The sequence below is a fragment of the Rhodococcus sp. BE178 genome (genome assembly GCF_050433545.1).
Classification (GTDB): domain Bacteria; phylum Actinomycetota; class Actinomycetes; order Mycobacteriales; family Mycobacteriaceae; genus Prescottella.
Window position 1 is genome coordinate 612,242 of record NZ_JBNPXA010000001.1, and the last position, 18,908, is coordinate 631,149.

An 18,908-nucleotide genomic window follows, 5' to 3' on the forward strand; every position below is an offset into this window, starting at 1 on the left:
CTTGCGGATACCCTATGCGCGAGTTCGTATCACGGCGCACCTCCGTCCAGCTCGGCGAGAAGGTGCGCGACGCGCCGGAGCGAATCCGTCGAGGTCATCTCCGCGTGCGCACACGGCACGCGATGCTCCGTCACGTCGCCCCGAACGTAGGGACTCCACAGACCACTCAGTTTTCCCCGTTCCTCCGATTCGTGTGCCGCGACGAACAACACGACGTCGCCGTCGAAGGCTCCCGAACGGTGCCCACGGGCGGCGGCTTCCAACGCTGCGCCGGTCCGAACCACGTGCTGAACAACACCGGGGTCGAGTCCCGGGACGTCATCGATCGCGCCAACCGCATCCACGGCGGCGTTCGACGGAACGGACTCCGGCGGGAGCGAATCGAGCAGTACCAGTGCCGCCACCTCGTCCCCCGCCGCGCGCAACTGCACCGCCATCTCATGCGCGATGTTGCCGCCCAAGGACCAGCCGAGCAAGTGGTACGGCCCCTGCGACTGCACCGCTCGTATCTGCTCGATGTACCGGCGCGCCAGTCCCTCCAGGCTGTCGACGCCTTCGTTGGTTGCCTGCAATCCGTACAGCGGCCTGTCGCGCAACTCCTCGGCCAGTCCCGCGTAGCACCAGGCGAGCCCGCTGACGGGGTGAACGCAGAAGAGCGGTGCCGCATCGGGTTTCTCGGGCCGGTTCAGGCGCACGAGCGTCGCCAACGGATCCGGATCCTCGCTTCCGGATTCGATCTGCCGGGCCGTGCCGGCGACCGTTGGATCGGCGAAGAGTGCGGCGAGCGCAACGTCGTAGCCGTACCGTTCCCGTAGCCGCGTCACCAAGCGGACGGCGCCCATGGATGTTCCGCCGAGTTCGAAGAAGCTGCGATCTCGGGGAGCACCGGACAACCCGATCACGTCCGCCATCTCGGCGGCCACGCGCCGCTCGATGATCCCCTCCGGCTCGGAACCGCTCACGTATCCGTCGTCGAAAACCGGTTCCGGCAGCGCGCTCCGGTCGATCTTTCCACCTGCCGACACCGGCATCTCGGCAATCACGGTTACCGCTGCGGGAAGCAGATGGCGGGGCAGCACGCGCTCGAGGTGCGCACGCAGGAATCGCGGTTCGAGGGTGCCTCCACGCCGGGTCGACACGTACGACACCAGCACCGTCTCGCCCGTCGGTCGACACCTCGGCAGAGTGACTGCCGCAACCACCGCCGGGTGCGCCAGTAGTGCAGTGTCGATCTCGGCGGGTTCCACACGCACGCCGTTGATCTGGACCTGGTCGTCACCGCGGCCGATGTACTCGAGGGTGCCGTCACTGCGCAGGCGCACCAGGTCCCCGGTCCGGTAGATCCGCGCCCCCGGTGCCCCGAACGGGTCGGCGACGAATCGGCCGGCCGACGTACCGGGCAGCCGGTGGTATCCCTGCGCGAGCCCCGTGCCACCGACGTAGAGTTCACCGACCACACCCACCGGAACCGGATGCAGTCGCCCGTCCAGAACTCGCAGACTCGCGCCGGCCAGGGGCGCCCCGATGTTCACTGCTCCGGTCCCCAACACGTCGCTGCACGTGACGCCGACTGTGCACTCGGTGGGCCCGTAACCGTTGCGAAGATCGTGCCGGGACCAACTGTGCGCCAACGGGACCGGCAACCTCTCGCCTGCCGATACCACGGTCAGGCCCCGAGTGAATCCGGCCGGGTCCAGCGTCGCGAGGACGGTAGGCGTCAGGTTCAGGTGGGTGACGGCCTCGTCCTCGATCACCGCCTGCAAGTCTGCGCCCGCGTAGGCGAACTCCGGTGCACACACCAAGGTCGCCCCGTGCGCGTGCGCCGCGAGCAGTTCGAACACCGACGCGTCGAAGATCGGCGAAGCCGCCTGCAGAACAACGGATTCGTGGGTGACGAGCAGTCGATCGGCCTGTAGATCGACGAGCGCCGACAGTCCCTCGTGCGTTACCGCGACACCCTTGGGCTCCCCGGTCGTCCCCGACGTGTACAGCAGGTAGGCCAGCGACCCGTCCGTCGATCCGCGCGCGCTGTCGAGCACCCGTCGGCGCCTGTCGTCCGGGAGCTTCGGATCGACCGGCACCCAGGCCGCTCCGATTCGGGTGATCGCCCACACGTCGAGCACCCAGTCCGGGCCGCGTACCGCTCGGATCGGGACGACGTCACCCGCGCGGACGCCCTCGGCTCGCAGGAGGTCGGCTCGATGGGCCGCCGCGACGTCCAGTTGGGCGTACGTCCACTGCCGGTCACCGGCCCGGAGCGCGATTCGGTCGGGATTTGTGCGAACCGACGCCGCCAGTATCTCGCGCAGGGTGCGGGCGACCGGGGCCGAGCTCCCGTCCGCGACCGACGGGTCGAGCGCGAGCTCGAGATCGCCCACCGGGGTGGCCGCGTCGGCCGCGACATGAGCCAGCAGGCGCACCCAGGATGTGAGCAACATGTCGGCGGTTCCGGAGTCGAACAGGTCGGTGGCGAACACCAAGCGCACGTCGATGCCCGATCCATCCGGTGACTCGACGACATCCCACGCGAGATCGAACTGCGCCGTCGGCGCACCCGCCGCGAGGTCTGCCACCTCCACGTCGGGCAGGCTCGGCAATTCCGGTGTCGCCGTCGAGTGTGCCAGCAGCACTTGGAAGATCGGGTGATGCGCGGCAGTACGAGTGGGCGCGACGCAGGCCACGACATCGTCGAAGGGCACGTCTCCGTGGGCCAAGGCCGCGAGGTCCACGTCGCGCACCCGTCGGACGAGATCCGCGAACGGTTCGGTCGGATCGACCCGGGTCCGCAGGGCGAGCGTACCCACGAACATCCCGACGAGAGGGGCGAGTCGAGCGTCGGTCCGACCGGCGACGACGGTGCCGACCGTGACGTCGTCGCGGCCGCCGAGTCGTGCAAGGAGCGCGGCGAGGGCGGCGTGCAGGACCATGAATGCGCTGACCCCGTGGGTACGCGCCAGATCGGTCACTGCCGCGTGCAGATCCGGACCGATTTCGGCGTGTACGACGCCGCCGCGGTGCGTAGGGACGTCGGGTCGAGGGCGATCGGTCGGTAGATCCAGCGGCGTGTCAGGCGCTCCCGCGAGGGTGTGCGCCCAGTACGCGAGTTGACGACCACCGACAGTGTCCGGATCGCGGACATCGCCGAGCATCTTCGTCTGCCAATGCGCGAAATCGCTGTAGCGCAGCGGAAGCGGCGTCCACGGCGGCGCCGTACCGGCGAGACGTGCAACGTACGCGCACTCGAGGTCACGCAGAAGCGGTACGGCCGACGCGCCGTCCAGAGCGATATGGTGCACGGCGATCGCGAGGACCCACTCCGTGTCGTCCACCTGGAACAGACCCGCACGCAGAGCAGCCTGTTCCACGAGATCGAGAGGACGCTCGACAAGTTCGCGCACCCGGTGGTCCACGTCGTCAGGATCGACGGATGCAACCGTGTAGTCGATCACGAACCGATCGGCGCTCAACACCCGTTGAGTGTGTTCGTCGGGGTAGACGGTCCGGAGCGGCTCGTGGCGTTCGACGACATCGGCCAGCGCCGCCCCGAGGGCGTCCGCAACGAGGGAGCCGTTCAGCCGCAACGTGATCGGCATGACATAGCTCGCCGGGTCCGCGCGGTGCAGCATCCACAGGCGTCGTTGTGCGGGCGCCATGGGCGCAGGTTCGGGGCCGGCCGCTGTCAGCGGAGGTCGGACATCGAGCTCGGAGAGATCGAGCAGACCGGCGAGCGCCGCCAGCGTCACCGATTCGAGAACAGCTCGAGGCGGCACGTCGCGGTGCAGCGCGTCGGCGAGACGGGCGGCTACCTCGACTGCGCCGAGAGAGTGGCCACCGAGCGCGAAGAAGCCGGTGTCGATGTCGACGTCGTGGCCGAGGACGTCCCGCACGACGGCCGCGACCAGCACCTCGGTCGACGTGAGTGATCGATCTGAGGTGGTCGCCGCGAGACTGTCCGCCATCGTCGACAGTGCCGCGTGGTCGAGCTTGCCGTTCGGTGTGGTCGGCAGGCTGTCCAGTACGTGCAGGCGAGACGGCACCAACCCCGGTGGCAACTCACCCGCGATGCGAGCGAGGACGGCTGCGGCATCGATACATGCCCCCGCGACGAATGCGACGAGGACTGGTCCGCGCACGACGACGGCCGCATGACGAACACCGCTGCAGCGCATGAGCGCCGCCTCTACCTGCTCCGGCTCTACCCGGACCCCGCGGACCTTGACCTGCCGATCGACACGCCCGAGGAACACCATCCGCCCATCGGCGAGCACCTGGACGCGGTCTCCGGTGCGGTACATACGGCCCGGGCCGAACACCGATGCAACGAAGCTCGCTGCGGTCAGCGCCTGCGCGCCGAGGTAGCCACGGGCGAGACCGCCGCCGGCGAGGTACAGCTCGCCGACGCCACCGACCGCGACGGGGCGTAGCCGCGTATCCAGGACCGCGACCGAGGTTCCCGGTATCGGTGTGCCGATACCGGTGCAACCGTCGACCTCACCGAGGGTGGCGACGACAGTGCATTCGGTGGGCCCGTAGGCGTCGAGCATCGTGCGGCCCGCCCGCCACCGATCAGCGATCTCCGCGGGGAGACTCTCACCGCCGCTGGCCACCACCCGCAGGTCGTCCAGATCGTCGGATCGAATCGTCGCGAGTACCGATGGGGTGGAGAGGAAGTGGGTCACGCGATGTTGCCGCAGCAGCCCGTGCAGCGCGGGGCCGGCGTACACGTCCGGCGGCGCGACGACCAGTGTCGCGCCCGAAGTGTGCGCGAGCAGAATCTCGAGCACGGCCGCATCGAACGCCGGGTTGTATCCGTGCAGTACCCGATCGCCCGGACCCACGCGGTACCGTCCTCGCGCCGCCGATGCCAGGGCCGCCAGGCCGCGATGCGTCACGGCAACGAGCTTGGGTTCACCGGTCGAGCCCGAGGTCGAGATGACGTATGCGGGCGAATCGACCGACTGCGACTGTCTGGGTGCGGGGACCGGCGCGGCGACGTACGCATCCGTCGGCCCGAACGCCGCCCCGGTCTTGGTGACTGCCCACAGCATGCGGAGCCTGCCCAACGACCGTTCGGGATCGAGGGCCACCACATCCTCGGGTCCTACACCGTGATCCTCGATCAAGCGTCGGGCCAACTCGTCGGACTGCTCGTCGAGCTCTCGGTACGTCACGGCGGCGGAACCGTCGACGACTGCTACACAGTCCGGATGCGCGGCCGCGGTACTGCGCAGCAACCCGGCCAGGGTCCGCGGTGCATCCGCCGCGCAGCCGTGGACGACATCGGTGACCGCGATCGGCAAGTCCTGCACAGTGACGTCGGGCCGTGTTGCTGCGCCGGTGAGAGCACGGACGAACTGGTCCACAAGGCTTCGTGCTGTCTCGGCGCCGAACTTCGAGGCGTCGTAGACCAGGGTGCCGTGGAATCCTGCTGCCCCGCTTCGTGACAGCGTGAACTGGAGATCGAACTTCGCCGCGTCCTCGGCGAGTTCGTGGGATTCGATTTCGAGGTCGCCGATCCGCACGATCGGCGGGGTGAAGTCCTGGAGGGCGACCGCTACCTGCGGCATCCGGGCCCCGGCGGCGGTGAGAACTTCCTCGATCGGGACCGCGGCCCGGTCGAATGCCGCGACATCGGTGTCTCGAGCCTGTGCGAGCAGCGCGCCGAACGGCATGTCCGACTCCACCCGGGTGCGCAGCACGACGGTGTCGACGAACAGCCCGACGAGGGAGTCGAGTTGCGGGTATCTGCGGCCTGCCACCACCGCGACCACTCCCACGTCGGCGCCACCGCAGAGCCGTGACAGGAGCGCAGCGAGCGCGGCGTGGATCACCATGAACTCGGTAGCGTGATGGGCCGTCGCGAGCTCCGTGATCGCCCGCGCCGTGTCCTCGTCGAGCGCGAACTCCACGGTCGCGCCAGTTCCCGGTGCGGCGCTCCCCGCCTCGATCGGCAGCACGACCGGATCGAAGCCATCGAGTTCCCGCTGCCAGAACCCGAGATCCGCGCCGTCCGTGACCCGCGCACGCTCCCAGACCGCGTAGTCGGCGTACTGCAGCGGCAACGGATCCCAGCGGGGAGGGGCACCTGCGTGGCGGGCCCGGTACGCCTCTCTCAGGTCGGCGAGCAGCACCGCGACCGAGGTGCCGTCGGCGGCGAGGTGGTCGATCGTCACCTCCAGGACGTGCCGGTCGGCGCCGTCCTCACGCAGGCGCACGTCCAGTGCTCCCGGAGGCTGATCGGACGCGGCACTCCTCAACGGCCGAACGACGTCCTCCGCCGCCGCGACGATCGCGTGCGGCCCGTCAGCGTCGACGGCGAACGACGTCCGCAGGGACTCGTGCCGCACCAGGACGTCGGCGAGCGCGGCGTCCAATGCATCCACGTCGAGCGGCCCCCGGAACACCACACGAGCCGGCAGCCGGTACGCCTCCTCCCTGCTGACTCCGCGCAGTGCCCACATGCGGCTCTGGCTACGGCTCAGGGGAATCCGATCCGGCCGCGAGACGGCGACCGGGCCGGGGTCGATCTCGGCGAACCGGCTCCGATCCAATTCCGCGGCGAGTTCGGCGACGGTCGGGGCAGCGAAGAGCAACCGCAGCGGGACATCCGTATGGGTGGAAGCACGCAATTGTGCGACCACGCTGGTGGCCAGCAGCGAGTCGCCGCCGACGGAGAAGAAGTCGTCGGTCCGACCGACTCGGGCGCCGAGCGCGGCCGAGAAGGCGTCGGCGACGAGTTCCTCCGTCGTGGTTACCGGTCCGGTGGCCGAGTCGAGCACAGGTTCCGGCAACCGTTCGACGTCGATCTTCCCGTTCGCGGTGAGAGGGATCTCGGCGACGCCGACAACCGACGCGGGCACCATGTACGACGGCAACGCCGCGGCCAGGTTGCGGCGCAGCTCGGTGACGTCGGCATCGGCGGGAACGACGTACGAGACCAGGACCGGCGATCCCGTCGTCCCAACCCGTGCGACCGTCGCGGCGGCCGACACCGCCCCGCTCCGGGTGAGGACGGCGTCGATCTCCGCCGGTTCGATCCGGATCCCACGGATCTTCACCTGATGGTCGTTACGTCCGCAGAACTCCAGGACCGGTCCGCGCGCGCCGCTCACCCACCGAACGAGGTCACCGGTCCGGTACCAGCGTCGACCGTTCTCTCCCGCAACGAATCTCGCCGACGTTGTCACAGGTGCGCCCGCGTATCCGTGTGCGACGCGATCACCGGCCAGATACAGTTCGCCGGTCACCCCCGGCGGCACCGGCCGCAGTCGCACGTCGAGAACTACCGCGTCGATCCCTCGGGCGGGGCTGCCGATCACCGCCGGATCCCCGGGACCGAGTGGGCCGGCGAAGGTCGCGAACACCGTCGATTCGGCGGGGCCGTAGCCGTTGTAGAGGCGGCATTCGGGCCCCCAATGCCGCACGAGATCCGGCATGACTCGCTCGCCTCCGAGCATCAGTGCCTCGAGGTCCGGCAGGTCCCGTGGACCCACCGTTGCGAGGACCGACGGTGTCATGCAGGCGTGGGTGATCCGCTCGCGTCGGAGCAGATCGGCCAGCCCGGAACCGCCGTAGGCCTCGACCGGCGCCACCACCAACGGCGCCCCTGCGGCGCCCGCAACCAACATCTCCAGTAGGGCCGCATCGAATCCCGGAGACGCCACGTGGAGCACACGCGACTGCGGACTTGCCGCGAACACGTCGCGCAGGTCGGCTGCCAGCGCGCCGAGGCCTCGGGACGTGAGCACCACTCCCTTCGGTCGCCCGGTCGAGCCCGAGGTGAACACGACGTACGCCGGCTGATCCGGAAGCACCTCGGGCAGTGGAACGTCGGTGTCGCCGACGGCCGCGACGTCGATCCACTGCGTGTCTCCGGGTAGCTCCGCCACGAGATCGGCCGCAGTGACACCGAGGCGCGCCCGGGACTGCTCGAGCATCGCGGCGATCCGGTGGATCGGGTGAGTGGGATCGACCATCACCGGGGCGGCTCCGGTCCGGGAGATCGCCCACACCGCGAGCACCGACTCGAACGACCGCGGCAGCGCACATGCGACGGGTACCCCCGGCCCCGCGCCCCGGGCGCCCAGGGCTGCCGCCAGGCCCTCCGCGCGATCGACGAGATCGCGATAGGAGACTTCGATGCCTGGCGCCACGACCGCTGCCCTGCTGCCGCCACGGCGGGCCCCGTCGGACAGCAGTGCCCACAGACCGACCGGCGTGCCGGCTTCCCCCGAGGCCGGCACCAGTGATGCCCGCTCGACATCGGTCAGCAGGTCGACGTCTCCGACCACCTTCGCGGGATCGTCCGTCACGGCGTCGAGGAACATCTCGAACCGCTCGGCGAACGCGGTGACGGTGTCGTGATCGTAGAGATCACTCCGATAGGCGAATTCGAGTTCGAGGGCGCCCGGGGTCTCGGTGACCGTCAACTGGAGATCGAACTGGACGGTGTCCTGCGCCGCGGGCTCGGCCGTGACCACCAGCCCCGAGAGGTCGATCCGCACCGTCTCGGGACGGCGCATCGACAGCGCCACCTGAAACAGCGGATGGCGAGCGGAATCCCGGAGCGGGGCGAGCCGTTCGACGATCGTCTCGAACGGGGTGTCGGCGTGGGCGAACGCCTCGACGTCGCGGCGCCGGACGTGTTCGAGCAAACTCGCGAACGAACCGTCCCCGTCGACATCGGTCCGCAGGACCACCGTCGAGGCGAACATTCCGACCACGTCGTCGAATCTCGGATCTCCCCGGCCCGCCACCGCCGTACCGATCACGACGTCCGCCGAGCCGTTGTGCCGTGCCAGCACCGCGGCCAGAACCGCGTGCAGGACCATGAAACTCGTCGCGCGATGTCGGCGAGCCGTGGCCACAACCCGGGTCGCCAGTTCGGTCCCCAGTCGCACCCCGACGGTGGCCGAACGCGTCGAGCTCGTGCCGGATCGCGGACGATCGTTCGGGAGGGTGCACTCGTCCGGGACACCGTCCAGTGCCGCCGACCAGTACTCCAGTCCGTCCTCGCCGGCCGAGGTCTGCCAACGGGCGTAGTCGATGTACTCGATGGCCGGGACCGGCAACTGCGGTACGTGCCCGGTTGCCCGGGACCGATACGCCTGCGCGAGGTCTCGAAGCAGGGGCGTGAGCGACCATTCGTCGGCGGCGATGTGGTGTACGACGACAGCCAGCGTGTGGCGGATGGGACCGGTCCGGTAGAGACGCGCGCGAATCGGCGGCTCGGTTGCCACGTCGAACGGCGCGGTCGCGAAGGCTCGAGCCGTGTCCGACAACATGTCCGGCGCAATCGCGACGGGACCGAGGTCGAGGTCGGGGACGTCGAGCACCTGCTGGACCGGTCCGCTCGCGACGGTCGGATACACCGTGCGCAGGATCCGATGCCGTTCGATCACATCGTGGAGCGCGCACGCCAGCGCGTCCTCGACCAGTTCACCGTCGAAGTGCAGCAGGAACGGAAGGTTGTACATCGCGGAGTCCGGAGCAAAGTTCTGCTGGAACCAGAGTCGCCGTTGCGCGGGCGACAGCGGACCGGTCGTCGCTGCCGGCGTGGACGGCCGAGGACCTTCGCACCGTGCACCCCCACCCACCCGTTCCTCGACGACCAGGGCGAGTTCGGCCACCGTGGTCGCCTCGAACACGTCCCGCACTCCGACGTCGGCCCCGGTGATCGCAGCGAGTCGACCGGCGAGCCTGGTTGCCAGCAACGAGTTACCACCGAACTCGAAGAAGTCGTCGCCACGTCCCACTCGGTCGGCGCCGAGCAGTTCGCGGTAGACACCCGCAACGATTTCCTCGAACGGACCCCGTGGCCCGGTAGCTGTCTCCGCAGCAGGGGCGGGTACCGACGGTGTCGGCAGCGCCGCGAGATCGACCTTGCCGTTGGCACTCGACGGCAGATGGTGGACCGCTACCACCGCCGCGGGAACCATGTAGTCCGGCAGGATTGTTCGCAATGCACGGATCACCGCGCGTGAGTCGATATCCGGGTCCTGCCGCCCGACTCGGGGCACCGCACCCACCACGTACGCGACCAGCCGACCGTCCCGCACGTCGATCGCGGAATCGACGATCTCCGGGAGCCTGGACAGTGCCGCCCGGATCTCGCCTGGCTCGATGCGGTGACCGCGAATCTGGAGCTGACCGTCCGCCCGGCCCCGGTACTCGAGCATCCCGTCGTTGCGTAGCCGAGCCAGGTCACCCGTCCGATACCGGAGTTTGCCGTCGACATCCGCCACGAACCGGACGGCACTCAGACCCGCCCGTCCCCGGTAGCCGCGAGCGACCTGCGGTCCGGAGACGTACATCTCGCCGATCGCGCCGCGCGGCACCGGCCGGAGGAGCCGGTCGAGCAGTTGCACGCCGGTACCGGGCAGTGGAACACCGATCACACTTCGACCTGCCGGCGCCGATCGGACCTCCGTCCACGTGGCGTGCACGGTGGTCTCGGTGATGCCGAACATGTTGACCGCTCGAAGGTTCCGATGTCGCTCGAGCCAGCCACGAACGCGGTCCCCGTCCAGCGGCTCACCGCCGAAGATCAGCAGACGCAGCGACAGGTCCGCCGGGTCTCCGCTCACCTCGGCCAACTGGCCGAACGCGGTCGGCGTCTGGTTCAGCACGGTCACCCGCTCAGCGACGAGCAGCTTCCGGAACTCCTCGGGGCTGCGGGCCACGAAGTGATCGACCACGACGACGCGTCCCCCGGTGGTCAACGGCCCCCAGATCTCCCACGCAGAGAAGTCGAAAGACGGCGAGTGGAACATCGTCCACACGTCGGAAGGACCGAAGCCCAACCCCGCGTATGTGTTGGTCAGGAGCGCGAGCACGTTCGCGTGGGTCACCGCGACACCCTTCGGTGTTCCGGTCGACCCGCTCGTGTAGATCACGTAGGCGGTGCGGTCGGGGTCGCATGTCACATCGATACTTCCGCATCGATCCAGTTCGCTTGCTGCGAAGTCCATGTCGAGGGTGATCGAGCGCTCCGGGGCGGCGAACCCGTCGTGGCACACCACAAGCGCAGCCTGCGCCTGGCGGATCAGCGCGTTCAGGCGCTCGGGCGGCTGGGTGACGTCGAGTGGGAGGTAGGCCGCGCCCACGCGGACCGCGGCCAGCATCGCGACGATCAGGTCGGGTGAGCGGGGCAGCGCAATCGCGACGACGTCCTCCGCCCCGATTCCCTCGCGCACGAGGCGGCGGGCGAAGGCCCTCGAACGCGAGTCGAGGTCGGCGTAGGTCACGCGATCGTCACCGCATACGATCGCGATCGCATCTGGAGACTCGGCAGCCCGCTGTGCGAAGAGCTCCCCCAACGAGCCTGCCGCGGTGGTGATCCCGGCCTGCAAATGGTCAGCGTCCGCGCCGAGCAGGGGGCGACGCGCGTCCATCGGACGTGCGCTCAGGTCGATCGAACCGACGACGATCGTCGGATCGTCCGAGACCGCCTCCAAGATCCGAAGCAGCCACGGCGCCCACCTTGCTACGGACTCGTGGTCGAACAGTGCACGCGGGTACGTGAGGCTACCGTCGAGTCCCGCCGCCTCCCCCATATCCGCGTCCCGCGCCCGCAGCCGGACCTCGAGATCGAACCGGGTTCGCTCACTGGACAGTTCACGGGTCGTCACCTGCAGACCGGGCAGCTCGACCTCGTCCGGCACGAAGTTCTCGTACGCGAGCATCACCTGGAAGAGCGGATGATGGGCGGTCGGGGGACGCCGCGTCAGGTGAGCGACGACTTCGTCGAACGGCAGGTCCGCATGGGCAAAGGCATCGATGTCGACGCGGCGGGTACGGGCGAGCAGATCGGCGAAGGACCGGTGCGGATCGACACGGGTTCGCAGGGTGACGGTTCCGACGAGCATTCCCACCACCTCGTCCAGGCGAGGATCGGTACGCCCGGAGACCGGCGATCCGACACTGATGTCGTCTGTACCGGCCAACTTGCCGAGCAGCACGGCCAGCGCCGCGTGCAGCACCATGAACAGGGTCGAGTCGTACTCGCGTGCGATCTTTTCCAACGCCGCCTGCAGGTTCGCCGGCACCTCGAACCGCACGATGCCGGAAGTTGCAGTCTCGATCGGCCCGCCACGCGGCCGGTCGCTGGGCAACGCGAGGGGCGGCGCATCCGCGTCCAGAACAGATCGCCAGTAGGAGAGATCCCGATGCGCGCGACTCTCCGGGGCGGCGGGGTCACCGAGCACGGTCCGGTGCCAGCGGGCATAGTCGGCGAACTGGATCTCGAGGGACGGCCAGTGGGGCGCCTGGCCTGCGCGGCGCGCGGTGTAGGAATGGGCCAGATCACGGGAGAGCAGCACCGCCGACAACCCGTCCACCGCGATGTGGTGGGCCACCACGGCGAGCGTGTGATGGTTCCCGTCGATTCGGTACAACTGCAGGCGCACTGGATGTTCCATCGCGAGGTCGAACTCCGACGAGGCGAGCGCGTCCAGTTCCGATTCACACCCGCCCGGAGTGTCGACGACCGCCGGGACGGGCGCCGGGGCCTCCACGATCTGTACCGGGCCGTCGCCGTTGTCGGAGATCACGGTCCGTAGAGCCGGGTGCCGCTCCAGCACATCGCCGATGGCCCGGCGCAGAGCAACCGTGTCGAGGTCGCCCTCGAAGTCCAATGCGAATGCGATGTTGTCACTACCGGACCGGTCGACGCGGTTCAGCAGCCACATCCTCTGCTGCGCGGGGGCCAGCGGCGCGGGTCCCGACGACGCCGGCGCCGTCGGGAACTCCGGCAGATCGTCCCGGCCCCACAGAGTGGCCGCAAGTTCTGCGACAGTGGGATTCTCGAAAACATCGCGGACATCTACCCGCTTGCCGAGTACGCTGCCGAGGCGTGCGACCAGTCGAGTGGCCGACAGGGAGTCGCCCCCAAGTGCAAAGAAGTCCGTGTCCCGGCCCACTGCTTCGGCCGAGAGAACCTCCTGCACAACACGGCCGACCATCTCCTCCGCCGGCCCGCGGAGGCCCGTGTCGGACGTCGACGGACGGGCGGGACTCGGCAACGCGGACCGGTCGATCTTTCCGGCCGTCGTGAGCGGCACTGCGTCGAGGACTTGGACGATGCCCGGCACCATGTGCCGGGGCAGTCGGTCGGCGGCGTATCGGCGCACCTGTTCGGTGTCGATGAGGCCGGAGCCGTGCACGTAGGCGACGACGATTCCCTCATGCAGGGCAACGACAGCGGCTTCCACGTCGGAATGCCCGGCAATCGCGGTCTCGATCTCACCCAATTCGACACGGATACCACGGATCTGGACCTGATCATCGAGACGTCCCACGAACTCGAGTTGCCCGTCCGGACGCCGCCGGACCAGATCGCCGGTGCGGTACATCCGGCCGGGGCCGAACACCGAGGCCACGAAACGTTCCGCGGTCCGAGCGGGCTGCCCCAGGTATCCGCGAGCGAGTCCCGGACCGGACAGGTACAGCTCACCGACCACACCGACCGCAACCGCTCGCAACCCACGATCCAACACCGCTGCCGTCATTCCATCGATCGGCGCGCCGATCGGGGTGGAACCGCCGTTGTCGTCGAGTCGACCGATGGTCGCGACGACGGTCCCCTCGGTGGGACCGTAGAGATTCAGAAGGGTCCGACCCGCGCCCCACCGGACGGCGACGTCCGCGGCGCACGCCTCACCGCCGAGCCCGACCACACGTAGTTGGTCGAGTCCTTCGGGCGGGATACCCGACGCGACGGAGGGAGTGGTGAACCAGTGCGTGATGCGTTGCGACTCGAGAACTTCCGCCAGTGCGGGGCCGCCGAATGCTCCCGGCGGCAGGAGCACGACGGTCGCCCGGGTCCCGAACCCCAGCAGATACTCGAGGACGGATGCGTCGAACGACGGCGATGCACCGATCAACACCCGGGAGTTCTCGCTCACGGCGAACTCCCGGCGCAGCGCCGACGCGAGCGGCGCCAGGCCGCGGTGCGTCACGACGACACCCTTGGGCGCGCCCGTCGTCCCCGAGGTGTAGATCACGTACGCCGGATTGTCCGGATGCGGGGGAACGAACCGGTACTCGCTGTTCGACGGTGCGACCGAGTTGTCCGCCTGGGGATCGATCCGCGTGACCCATTGCGGCAGAACCGCACTCCGATCGGCAACAACGAATCGTGTACCCGCGTCCGCGAGGATGGCCTCGATGCGTCGCCGCGGCTGGGCCGGGTCGACAGGTACGAACGCCGCACCGGTCCGAGCGACGGCCAACACGGCGGTCATCGCGTCGATCGAGCGTGGCAGGAGGACGCCGACGAAGTCCTCGGGACCGACACCGAGCCGCGCGAGACGGCGTGCCAGTGCCTCCGCCACCGAACCGATGTCGACGAGCTTGCCCTCCTCGTCACAGATCCGCGTCGGACCTCCGAGCACCTCGCGCAACGTGGCAACGGCGTAGTTCGACGGCCCCCGGTCGACGGGCCCCGCGGGAAGCAGGTCGGCAATCCGCGCCGTCGGGTCCGCCACCGCAGACTCGAGCACTTCACGCAACAGCGCCGCCCACCCGCGGACGGTTCCGCCGTCCAGGATGCTCTCGTCGTAGGTGAGGCACAGTTCCACCTCGGTGCCCGGCCGCTCCCGGATGGCGACTTCAAGGTCGAATCGCGCGTCAGTCCCTGTCAGCTCGCGTCCGACGAAGTTCAGATCCGACACCCGCATCACCGGATCGTCGAAGTGCTCGTAGGTGAGCACCGCCTGAAACGAAACGCCCGCGCCCAGAAGCTCCTGCACGCTGTCGAACGGAGTCGCGCTGTGCACGAATGCCTCGATGTCGTCGGCGCGGACCGCGTCGAGCAATCGGTCGAAGGTCTCCTCGGGAGTGACCTGGGCACGCAACGCGATCGTGCCGACGAACATGCCGACCAGCGCGTCCAGGGCGGGATCTCCACGTCCCGCGTCCACGGTTCCGACCACGGTGTCGCGGGATCCGGTCAGAGCCGACAGGACCACGGCGAGGGCGGCGTGCACGAGCATGAAGACGGTCGTGTCGTGCTGTCGGGCTGTGCGGTGGAGAGCGTTTCGCACCTCGGCGCCGAGCGTAGTGGTGATGCGTCCGGCAGAGCCGGCCAGCGGGCCCCGGGTCCGGTCGAGGGGAAGGCCCGGAACGTCCGCGGCACCGGCCAGCGCCGACGTCCAGTGGTCGAGGTCGTCGTCCCGGACGCCGGAGTCGAGCACAGTCTGATGCCACTGCGCATAGTCCGTGTATGTGACCGGCAGAGGCGCCCATGCCGGCTCCTCGCCCGCCGCCCGTGCACGGTAGGCGCTCACCAGGTCGTTCACCAGGGGCCCGAAGGACAGACCGTCGAGGGCGATGTGGTGAGCCACGACGACGAGTACGTGATGATCGGCGTCGAATCGCTGGAGCCTGAATCGGACCGGCACGTCCGACGCGAGCGAGAACGGTCGGCTGACGAATTCTGCTGCATCGCTATCGGACTCGGCTCTTGACGTGACGTCGACGACGGTCGGAACCGTGAACGCCTCCTCGACAGGCAACACGTGCCGCTCCGGCCCGAGGTCACCGTCGTGGATCACCGTACGCAGCGGCGAGTGCCGAACCATCACGTCCCGTAGAGCCGAGGTGAGGGCATCACCTGACAGCGGTCCGCGCATCTCCACCGCGAACGGCACGTGATAGGCGGTACTGTCGCGTCGAGTCTGCGCATGTAGCCACAGCCGCCGCTGAGCGGGCGCGAGCGAGTTCGACTCCGTCGCACCCCCGACCAGCGCGGTCCGCTCGTCGACGCCGGCCACCGACCCCGCCAGCCCGGCCACCGTGCGCTGCTCGAAGACGTCCTTGACGGTGATCCGTCGACCGGTCGCGGATGCGAGGCGGCCGGCGAGCTGGGTGGCATCGAGCGAATTGCCGCCGAGCACAAAGAAGTCGGCGGACGCATCCCGAACCTCGGCGCCCAGCACCTCACCCATCGCATCGGCGATCAACGCCTCGAGCGGGCCGTGTACCGCGCGCGCGTCGGCGTCCTCTGCGGGCGGCGCCATCGCGGCCAATGCCGAGCGGTCGATCTTGCCGCCCGGGGTGAGCGGCAGGAACTCGACGACGAGGATCCTGTCGGGAACCATGTGGCGCGGGAGTCGAGCCGTCAGCCACTTGTGCAGGTCCCTCGCCGTCGGGGAGCGGCCCGATACGTAGGAGTGCAGCCGACCGTCACGTTGTACCGTCGCGGCGCCGTCGACGTCGGGGTGTGTCACGAGCGCGGCATCCACGTCACCCGGCTCGACACGGATGCCGCGGATCTGGATCTGGTTGTCGGCTCGGCCGACGAATTCGAGTTGACCGTCGACACCCCAACGCACCAGGTCGCCGGTTCGATACATCCGGTCGCCCCCGAATACCGAGGCGACGAAGCGCTCGGCGGTGAGCCCCGGACGGGCACCGTACCCCCGTGCCAGGGCAGGACCGATCACATAGAGCTCGCCGACGACGCCCGGCGGCACCACCCGGAGTCGCCGGTCGAGCACCACCAGCGACGTTCCGTCGACAGGCCGCCCGATCGGCACGGAAGGCAACCGCGTGAGGATCTCGGGATCGAGTTCTCCGCTGACCGACGCGAGGATCGTCGTCTCGGTGGGACCGTACGCATTGACCATCGTGCGGCCCTCTGCCCACCGACGTGCGACGGGAATCGGGAGCGGCTCACCGCCGGCGTCCAACATTCGCAGGTGCGGCAGCCCCACGCTGGACGTGGCCGCCAGCACGGCCGGTGCCGAAACCAGATGGGTGACGGCGCGGTCCCCCATCAGACGCGTGAGAGCCTCACCCGCAACGGTATCCGGATCGGCCACGACCAGGACAGCACCGGCGTCCGCAGCCGTCAGGATCTCCTGGATGGACGCATCGAACGTGGGAGACGCGATGTGCAGGACCCGAGAGTCCTCCGTGACGGCGTATCGCGAACGGAGCGTCGAGAGCAGTCCGGCGATCCCGCGGTGGGAGACCACCACGGGCTTCGGACGTCCGGTCGAGCCGGAGGTGTGAACGATCCACGCCGGATTGTCCGGCCGCAGAGGCCGGACGCGATCCGCGTCCGTGACCGGTTCGGTCGACCAGTCGTCGGCCGCGATATCGACGCGCATCACCTCGGGCGGCAACGCGACACCCTGCTCGGCGAAGACAACCTCGATGCCATCGAGGTGTTGCGTCAGGCGCAGCGACGGAAGATCCGGGTCGACCGGTACGTACGCCGCACCGGTCTTCGCCACTGCCCACAGCGCGAGTACCGAGGCGGGGGATCGGGGAAGTGCAACCGCGACGGCACCTTCCGGACCGCAGCCCAGCGAGATCAACCGCCGAGCGAGCGCCGACGAGCGGGCGTCGAGGTCCCGATACGTGAGTGTGGTGTCACCGCTGACGAGGGCGGCTTCCGCGCTCGCGGCGTGACGGGTGAGCGCCTCGGGGAGCAAGGTGATCTCAGCACCGATGTCGGCGCCGCGGACAGGGTCGACGGACGCCGACTCTCCGGGTCGCCCGAGCGGAAGGTCACCCACCCGTCGGTGCCCAGAGGAGACGAACTCCCCCGCGAAATCGAGGAACCGGGAATGGTGTCGCTCCAGTGAATCCTGCGAGTAGCGCGCTGGATTGGCCTCGAAATCCACTCGGGTCGCGCGATCGCCCGACCCTGGATACACGGTCAGCGAGAGATCGTCGACAGGCCCGGTCGAGAGAATATGCAGTTCACCTTCGGCCTCGCCGAACACCGAGTGCCGAGGGAACTGCATGATGTTCACGACCGGTCCGAACACCCCGCCCAACCCGGCCCCGTGGACCGCGGAGTCCGGCATCTCATCCAGCATCGCGTCGTAGCGGAAGCGCTGATGCCGCAAAGCACCGGTGATCTCCAACTGGACTCGTCGGATCAGGTCCTCGACGGTGCCCTCAGGATCGACGAACACCCGCAGCGGCACGACGTTCGAGACCGATCCTGCTGACCGGCGCAGCAAAGCGGTGGTACGGGCAGAGACCGGCAGGCTGAGAGCGATGTCATCGACGCCCGTCACCCGCGACACGTACGCGGCAAACGACGCAACGAGCGTGGGGACTTCCGGCACGGGTGCGGAATCCGCGTGGTCCAGCGCCTCGAGAAAGCGTTCCGGAAGAACACCGGCTGTGCGCAGCGCAGGTGTTGACAACGTCCCCACCCGGTCGGCCAGTGACACGACCTGCGGCAGCGCCGCCAGTCGCTCACGCCAGTACTCGCGGTCGAGTTCCTCGCGCCGGCTCCCGGAGTAGGCCTCGACACTCCTGTACAGCTCTTCGACCGGCGCGCAGGCACATTGCGGCGGCTCCACACCGCTGACCATCGCGGTGTAGAGCTCGGAGATGCGCTTGGTCAGGACTTGCGCGGCCGAGCCGTCCATCACGAGGTGGTGTGCGAAACAGTGCAGATAATGCCGGTCGTTTCCCAGCCGGATGAGCGTCATCTCCGCAAGCCGATCCGAGAACGGGTCGATCGGTCGGGACGTTCGGTCGGTCATCCACTCGATTGCCGCAGTGTGAGGATCGTCCGCACCACCGAGATCCAGAAACCTCGGCGCGTCATCGATGTCCAGGACAGGCCGCTGGTGCGGTTCACCGTCTACGTCGACGAGAACAACCGTGCCGGATTCGATGTCGCGGGCGGCACGGTCGCATGCGGCCAGGAAGGCCGGGCGATCGAGCGGCCCACGCAGATCCAGATACTGCGCGACTGTCAGGGCAGTGTCGGGCGTCAGCTGTTGAGCGAACAGAAGCGCTCTCTGTGATGGCGCAAGCGGAAACGAACGCAAGCGCGCACCCCCTCTTATCCGGCAGGTATCCCGACAGCTCCACCGCTGGCACGCAAGCGCGCTCGAGCGGAACCCACCCGATCCAACCTGCCTGGATCGGGTAGG

1 protein-coding gene is annotated in these 18,908 nt (G+C 68.9%); it reads right to left on the reverse strand.

What is annotated here, in order from left to right; translation table 11 throughout:
• Positions 1-29 precede the first annotated feature (29 nt).
• Positions 30-18,803 carry an amino acid adenylation domain-containing protein gene (locus J2X34_RS02925; RefSeq protein WP_429516072.1) on the reverse strand — a complete coding sequence of 6,258 codons (18,774 nt, stop codon included), beginning with the start codon at positions 18,801-18,803 and terminating at the stop codon, positions 30-32.
• Positions 18,804-18,908 lie beyond the last annotated feature (105 nt).